Raw genomic sequence first — 7,496 nt, forward strand, 5'->3', positions numbered from 1 at the left:
TCTGGACGCTCGGACACGAGCCCGTCAGGGTGGGAGGTAGGCCGGCCGCCGAACAGCGAGTCGTGTCTGGCATCTTCCTGTCCGACGGAATCTCGACATCAGACAAATTGTATTCAACCGACGACGGAGGACTCAAGTGGGGCGGTTAATCAACATCGACAACGGTGGCACTCTGACCGACGTCTGTGTCATCGACGGGGAGACGGTCTACCGAACAAAGACACTGACCACGCCCTATGATCTTTCCCGGTGTTTCATCGATGGTCTGACGAAGGTCTCGAGCCTGATCTACGGCGCCCCGGATCTCCTGTCGCTATTGCGCTCAACCGACCACATTCGCTACTCGACGACGCAGGGCACCAACGCGTTGGTGGAGAAGAAAGGGCCTCGGCTCGGGATCCTTCTCTCCGGTAACCTCTCCGCGACCGATCTGCAACGCGACGCAAACGAACGCGAATTCTTCGGGACGCTCGTTGGTGGGCGAGTCCGGCAGGTGGACGTCGAGGGCGAACCCAACCTCGAGGTCGAGGTTCTGCGGTCCATCAACACGCTCGCCTCCGCCGGGGCGAACAGAATTGTTGTCGTCCATGGTGGAATCGATCGATCGGCCGCAGAGTCCCGTATCAAGAGAATCCTCCTGGCCAAATTCCCCGCGCACCTGCTGGGGGCCATCCCCATACTCTACTCGCACGAAGTCGCCGAGGACGACGACGACGTCCGACGGGCCTGGACGACGATCTTCAACGCTTTCCTTCACCCGGCGATGGAGAAATTCCTCTATAACGCCGAGCACAAGCTGCGCGCCAGCAAGAACCAGAACCCCCTCCTGATTTTCCGGAACGACGGGCTCTCGGCCAGGGTGGCGAAGACTACCGCAATCAAGACGTACAGCTCCGGTCCCCGGGGTGGCATCGAGGGCGTTCGAGTTGTTGCCAAGCACTACGGATTCCCACATCTACTCTCTATGGATGTCGGCGGCACGACCACCGACATCGGCGAGGTGAAGGACGACTACGTCCGGATCCAGCAATATGGTGACATCCACGGCGTCGCGACATCTTTCCCGTTGTGCGAGCTGGTGAGCGTAGGTGTTGGTGGGAGCTCCGTCATCAAGGCAGACGGCAGCTCGATCCAAGTCGGGCCGCAGAGCATGGGCAGCACGCCCGGGCCGGCCTGCTTCGCCTTGGGCGGAACGCAGGCGACCATTACGGACGCCGCACTCCTCAGTGGGCTGCTTGATCCAGCGTCGTTCTTCGGCGGGGGCCTGGAGCTTGACCGTGACCGCGCCGCGGCAGCGGTGCTCGAGAACGTGGCGGCTCCGTTACAGCTGACCGTGGACGAGGTTGTGGAGGCCATGCAGAAGGCATGGGTAGACAAGATCGCCAACGCGTTGGTGGCGTTCACGTCCATCTCTGTTGAAACGACACTTGCCGCCTTTGGTGGCGCTGGGCCACTGTTCGCGTGCCAGGTGGCCGATGCTGTTGGCATCGATCGGGTCCTGATCCCTGGCCTGGCCCCGGTGTTCTCGGCGTACGGGCTCGGGTTCTCTGACATCGGTCATCGTTACGAAGCTCGACTTGACGGCACCGGGCCCGACGTCGTTCGGCAGGCCGTGGCCGATCTGCTCGACCAAGCCAAACGAGACATGTTCGGCGAAGGCTTCGACCTGTCAGAATGCGACGTCGCTGGCACCGTACGGATCACATACGACGGCCGGGAGGAGGTCGTGGCCCTGGACGACGTCGACGGTCTTCTGCATGGCCACGTCGATGCGCGCGACCACCTCCCCACAGAACTCCCGGCTACCGCCCAGCTGAGGGTGGCGCTGGTTGTCAGCAAGGCGATTCCACGCCCCGTGCTGTCGGGGCGGTTCCAGACGTCAGCCAAGGCAAAATCGTCGGCGGCCATCACGAACGGAACCCGCACCGTACTACGCGAAGGCGAGTTCCAGGCTCTGCCCGTCTACCAGATCGAAAAACAGCCGAGTGGCGCATCCGCTGCCGGGCCCGCGGTTCTCGAGGACGCATATTTCACCGGCCGTATCGATCCAGGGTGGCGGTTCGAGATCAATGACGGCGGTGACATCCTCCTCTCCCGGGCATAGCTCCATCCGTCCCTGCTTGCAAAGCGAGGCGATCCATGAAAAAAGTACTCGTCACAGAGAATCTTCGAATCAATCTCGACAGCGAGCTCTGGGAGTGTCGCTACTGCGATGCCGAGCTCGTTTCGGCCCGAGACAACTACAAGCGAGGCCTCCTGGTCTATGACCGAGACCCGCGTGAGATCCACAAGCCCCTGCTCGATCCCGAGAAGTACACGTTCACCTATTCCCCGAAACCCGAATGGACTCGGCTTCTCGAATATTACTGCCCACGATGCGGCACCATGATTGAAACTGAATACCTCCCGCCAGGGCACCCGCCGGAGCACGACATCGAGTTGGACTTCGACGCGCTGAAAGCGCAGTGGCGCGACAAGGAGATCACCGAGCACCCGCACGCCAAGCCCGGAGAGGAGATCTGAGATGCGCCGAGTGTCCGTCGACATCGGCGGTACGTTCACCGACTGCTTCGTGGTCTGGGGCGACCGCCACATTGTGCGAAAGGCGCTGACGACGCACCAGAACCTGGCCCTCGGCTTCCACGAGGCGCTGGAGCGTGCCTGCGAGGACCTCGGAGTATCCACCAAGGAGGTGCTGTCCTCCGTCGACTCCGTCCGCTATGCGACGACATTAGGCACGAACGCCTTGATCGAGCGCAAGGGCCCGCGCCTCGGGCTGCTCACCACCGAGGGCTTCCGGAGCTCGGTGCCGCTGGCGCGGGCGAAGGGCTACGGCGTTGGCCTCGACTGGAAGTCGCAGCTCGACATGCCCAACGCCCGGCGCCCCGACCCGATCGTGCCCATCCCGATGATCCTCACGATCCGGGAACGGGTCGATTTCGAGGGCGACATCATCAGGAAGCTGGACGAGGACGACCTCCGGGCCAAGCTCCGCGAACTGGTCGACAAGGGCGCCGAAGCGATCGTCGTGTGCCTGGCCAACAGCGTCGTCAACCCGATACACGAACTGCGGGTTCGGGAGATCTTCCTCGAGGAGTATCCGGGCCACCTGCTGGGCGCGATCCCTGTGCTCCTCTCCCACCAGGTGGGTGGCCGCAAGGGCGAGTACACCCGGGCGATGTCCACCATCTTGGACGGCTTCCTGCACAACGTGATGTATCACGGCCTCGGTTCGCTCGAGCTGCACCTGAAGGACGAGGGCTACGACAAGCCCATGCTGGTCATCCACAACTCGGGTGGCATGGCGCAGCTCAATTCCACCGACGCCCTGCAGACCGTGCATTCCGGGCCGGTGGCCGGGATCGGCGCGTCCGAGGCGCTGGCCGAGCAGACCGGTTTGGCCAACGTCGTCGCGACCGACATGGGCGGCACGAGCTTCGACATCGGCCTCGTCGTGGAAGGAGGACACAAGTACTACGACTTCGAGCCGGAAATCGAACGCTGGATGGTCAGCGTCCCGATGGTGCACCTCGTCACCCTGGGTGCCGGCGGCGGGTCGATCTGCACGTACGACCCGGTCTTCAAGACTGTCGCCGTCGGCCCGGAGAGCGCCGGGTCCGACCCGGGACCGGCCTGCTACGACCGAGGTGGCCTCGAGGCCACCGTCACCGATGCCGACCTGGTGTTGGGGTACGTGGACCCGGCCAACTACGCCGGCGGCAAGATCAAACTCAACGCGCGTCGCAGCAAGAACGCGATCGAAGAGAACCTGTGTGACGACCTTGATCTGGACGTGATCGAGGTCAGCAAGCTCGTCAAGCGAACCGTCGACGCCAACATGGCCAACGGGATCGCGCGTGAGCTGCGGGTCCGCGGACACGAGCCGGAGCAGTTCACGGTGCTGGCCTACGGCGGTAACGGGCCGCTGCACGCGTGTGGTATCGCCGACGCACTCGGAGCCGAGCGGGTGCTGTGCCCGCCGTATGCGCCGATCTTCTCGGCGGTGGGCGCGGGGAATCTGAACCAGATGCACATCCACGAGATGAGTACGTGGACGGTCCTGTTCGACGCGGAGCAGAAGAGCTTCCTCAGCGACTTCGAGGACTTCAACCGTCGGGTGGAAGAACTCGAACGGCGCGGACGTGAGGACCTGGTCCGCCAAGGCATTCCGGCCGAGGAGGTCAAGTACCGTCTCGAGCTCGACATGCGCTACGGCAACCAGCGGGTCACGACCGCCGTGGTGGCCGAGAGCCCACGGCTGGAGTCTCCGGGCGACGTGCTGAGCTTGATTCGTCAGTTCGGCACCCGCTATGCCGAGCGGTTCGGTAAGGGCAGTGAGGCTACAGCCGCGGGCGTGCGCGTCAACATCATCCGGGTCGCGTCCTATGTGGATCAGTCTGGCGTTACGTTCCAGGCAATCTCGCCCAACGGCGTGCGGAGTGCGGTCGAACCGGTAACCACCCGTGACTGTCACTTCGTCGGTGTCGACGGTCCAGTGAAGACCGCCATCTATGACGCGTCTGCGCTCGCCGAGGGCACCGAAATCGAAGGGCCCGCGGTGGTTCTCACCGAAGAAACGACCTACCTGGTCGAGCCCGGCTGGCACTACCAGGCCGTAAAAGGCGAAGCAGTCTGGCTCACCCGTAGCGAATCCTGACCGCCGCCGTCGATGAGTAAAGCCACGACAGACAAAGAGGTACCCATGAGCGACCCCGTCCTCAGCTCGGAAGAGAAGGCACTCCAGGACGAGTTCCTTGCCGACAACGTGCTGTTCCTCGCGCCTGATCCGGATATCTTCACCAACCACAAGATCGTTCCGCGCACCCCCGAAGAGGACACCATCCTCTCGCAGGGGAAGGTGAGTCCCCATCTCGCCAACGAGATTCGCGGTCGGCTCATGGCCGCGCTCGACGAATCCAACACCATGATGGAGCAGATGGGCACCGCGCCCGGCGCCAAATGGGGCGACCTAGTGGCGGCGATCTTCACCGCCTCCGGCGACCTCACGATGATCGCACCGCACGGCGTGGTCGCCTTCGCCGGGGCTTGCCACTACCCGATCAAGTTCATCATCAGGCATTGGAAGGACGATCCCACCGTCGGTTACAAGGACGGTGACGCTTTCATCCACAATGATGCCCGCTACGGTGGGCTCCACAACACCGACCAGTCGACGATGATGCCGTTGTTCTGGAAGGGGCGGGTCGTGGCCTGGCTGGCAGCCACGATCCACGAAGGCGAGAACGGTTCGACCGAACCCGGCGGGATGCCGGCGGCAGCGGAGAGCAAGTTCGACGAGGGCCTCAAGATGCCGCCCTTCAAGTTCGTCGAGAACTTCCAGATCCGCCGCGACCTTCAGACCTTCCTGCAGAACTCGGTCCGTGACCCCAAGCTGCAGTACGAGGACATGAAGGTGAAGCTCCACGCGGTCCTGCGGCTGCGGGAGCGGGTGCTGGCCGTCTTTGAGGAGTTCGGCGAAGAAGCAGTGATCGGCACACTCCGTCAGCACATCGAGGATGTCGAGACCGAGGTCCGCCGTCGCATCCGCGAACTCCCGGACGGCACGACGCGGGTTTCGGCATTTGTCGACTCCACGCTGCGCGAGAACGTGGTCATCAAGTATCCCCTCGCCATCACGGTCGAGGGGGACCAGCTGACGCTGGACTTCAGGGGCTCGGCTCCGGAGTTCCTCAACAGATCGGTCAACACCAATCAGGGCTCGATGAAGTGCCTGCTGCTGTCCGGCTACCTGCAAAACATCTGGCCGGACCTGCCTCATTCGCAAGCGGTGTTCTCGCCCCTGGACTTCAGGTGGGATGAGTACTCATGGCTTAACGGGTCGTTCATGAGCCCGCAGGCGATGAGCCTCATTCCCCTGTTCAAGGCCATGACGCTGCCGTGCGTGCCCATGGCCAAGCTCAGCTATATGTTGCCGCGGCAGTACACCTCGATTGTGGCGCCGCAGTACGACCAGCCGGCCACCGTGATCTACGGCGGGCACACCCAGAACGGAGAGGATGTCGGCAACTTCTGCGCCGACATCAACGGCGCCCCCCAAGGCGGCCGGTACAACCGGGACGGCGAGCATTCCATCTCCCCGCCGTTCGCGGCCTACTGCGACATCGGTGAGATCGAGGTGATGGAGGAGGAGGTGCCGATGATTCGCCTCGGCGCTTTCACTCTCGCCAAGGATCGCATCGGATTCGGCAAGTACCGCGGCGGCTTGGGCTACGAGCAGATCGTCACCACCCGCAAGACCGCTCTGTGGGGATTCATGTCCGGCTGCACCGGATCGCTGATCACCCCCACCCAGGCGCTCTTCGGTGGCTACGCTCCACCCACGTACCCGCTGTGCAAGGTCTCCGGAGTCAACGTCTTCGAAGAGCTGGAAAAGAACTCCGAGAATATCAAGTTCGACATCCTCGACATCATGAATCGGCAGCCGTTCGAGGGCGCCACGTACTCCACGCACGACATGGGGATGACCTTCGAGCTGGTACGGCCGGGCGAACTCCACATGGTCTGCCAAGGAACCGGCGCCGGCTACGGCGACGTGCTCCAGCGGGATCCCACGCTGGTCATGAAGGACATCGAGGAGGACCTGATGTCCCGGGAGCTGGCCAGCGAGATCTACAAGGTGGCCTTCGACCCGGAGACCTCCATCGTCGACGACGAAGCCACGGAGGCCCTGCGCAACGAGGAACGACAGGCGCGTATCGCCCGCGGCAAGCCCTTCGACGAGTTCGTGGCCGAGTGGGTTCGTCCGGAGCCCCCGGAGGACATGGAGTACTACGGCGCCTGGGGCCGCGACACCGACGTCGTCTACGGCACGTCCGCGGGCCAGCGCATCACGATGGAAGGCCGCGTGCTGCAGAGCATGTTCATGCCCAACCCGAAGGACGTCAAGATCGCGCAGCTCCAGGCGGAAATCACCGGCCTCAAGGCTCAGCTGTCCTCGTAAGGGAGTAACACATCAGCGGTCCCGGTTCCCTGATCTGTCTTCCCAAGGGAGTAACAGATCAGAGAACCGGCCGCCGTTTCGACACATGCGGGAGATACCAATGCCATCCCTGATGGATCGCTGCGCCGAGGGCTCCGACTGCTTGTGGCTCGACTACACCGCGTATGCCGAGAAGCTCTTCGGGGACCATATCCCCTGGCTCGACACCGACGCCCTCGTCGACTGGAAGCGCAAGGTATGTGGCCTTCTCGCGCCCGAGGTCATCGCCGTACCCGTCGAAGCGGTAGTCGACCGGTGGCTGACCGCCAACCCCCAGCTGCGGGATGCAATGTCGGCCAAGCGACGACTGTTGTTCCCTCTCAAGACGCTGCTGAGCAACGACGCTCTGCGGACCCGCATGGTCGATCTCATCGGCACACTCCGGGTCGCCTTTAATACTCGAATCCTCGCCGTTGTTCTCCCGTCACCACCCGTTTGGATTGCGCTCTCATATCGACAGGCATTCCCCGGCGTAGTAGCGGAAATTGACGAAGAC

At 63.1% G+C, this 7,496-nt stretch carries 4 protein-coding genes and 1 pseudogene; all 5 read left to right on the forward strand.

The features are described 5' to 3' along the window. Positions 1–136: 136 nt before the first annotated feature. The gene (locus DD1DGNOD_RS13115; protein WP_131770250.1) at positions 137–2,104 is read left to right on the forward strand and encodes a hydantoinase/oxoprolinase family protein; all 1,968 of its coding nucleotides are present in this window, start codon (positions 137–139) and stop codon (positions 2,102–2,104) included. A 35-nt stretch (positions 2,105–2,139) separates the two neighbouring features. Beyond that, on the forward strand, positions 2,140–2,523 hold the full coding sequence (locus tag DD1DGNOD_RS13120) for an acetone carboxylase subunit gamma (protein WP_131770251.1): 384 nt from the start codon (positions 2,140–2,142) through the stop codon (positions 2,521–2,523). 1 nt (position 2,524) lies between these two features. Then, complete coding sequence (locus tag DD1DGNOD_RS13125; protein WP_131770252.1) at positions 2,525–4,657, forward strand: hydantoinase/oxoprolinase family protein; 2,133 nt, start codon at positions 2,525–2,527, stop codon at positions 4,655–4,657. Between the two features lie 45 nt (positions 4,658–4,702). After that, on the forward strand, positions 4,703–6,961 hold the full coding sequence (locus DD1DGNOD_RS13130; RefSeq protein ID WP_131770253.1) for a hydantoinase B/oxoprolinase family protein: 2,259 nt from the start codon (positions 4,703–4,705) through the stop codon (positions 6,959–6,961). A gap of 100 nt (positions 6,962–7,061) precedes the next feature. Beyond that, a pseudogene (locus DD1DGNOD_RS13135) lies at positions 7,062–7,496 on the forward strand (hypothetical protein); the annotation flags it as partial.

This window comes from Candidatus Protofrankia californiensis (assembly GCF_900634765.1).
Classification (GTDB): domain Bacteria; phylum Actinomycetota; class Actinomycetes; order Frankiales; family Frankiaceae; genus Protofrankia; species Protofrankia californiensis.

Excerpts from the sequence above, each read along its gene's own strand:
- DD1DGNOD_RS13120 (WP_131770251.1), top strand. The coding sequence starts at position 2,140 with ATGAAAAAAGTACTCGTCACAGAGAATCTTCGAATCAATCTCGACAGC.
- DD1DGNOD_RS13125 (WP_131770252.1), top strand. The coding sequence starts at position 2,525 with ATGCGCCGAGTGTCCGTCGACATCGGCGGTACGTTCACCGACTGCTTC.
- DD1DGNOD_RS13130 (WP_131770253.1), top strand. The coding sequence starts at position 4,703 with ATGAGCGACCCCGTCCTCAGCTCGGAAGAGAAGGCACTCCAGGACGAG.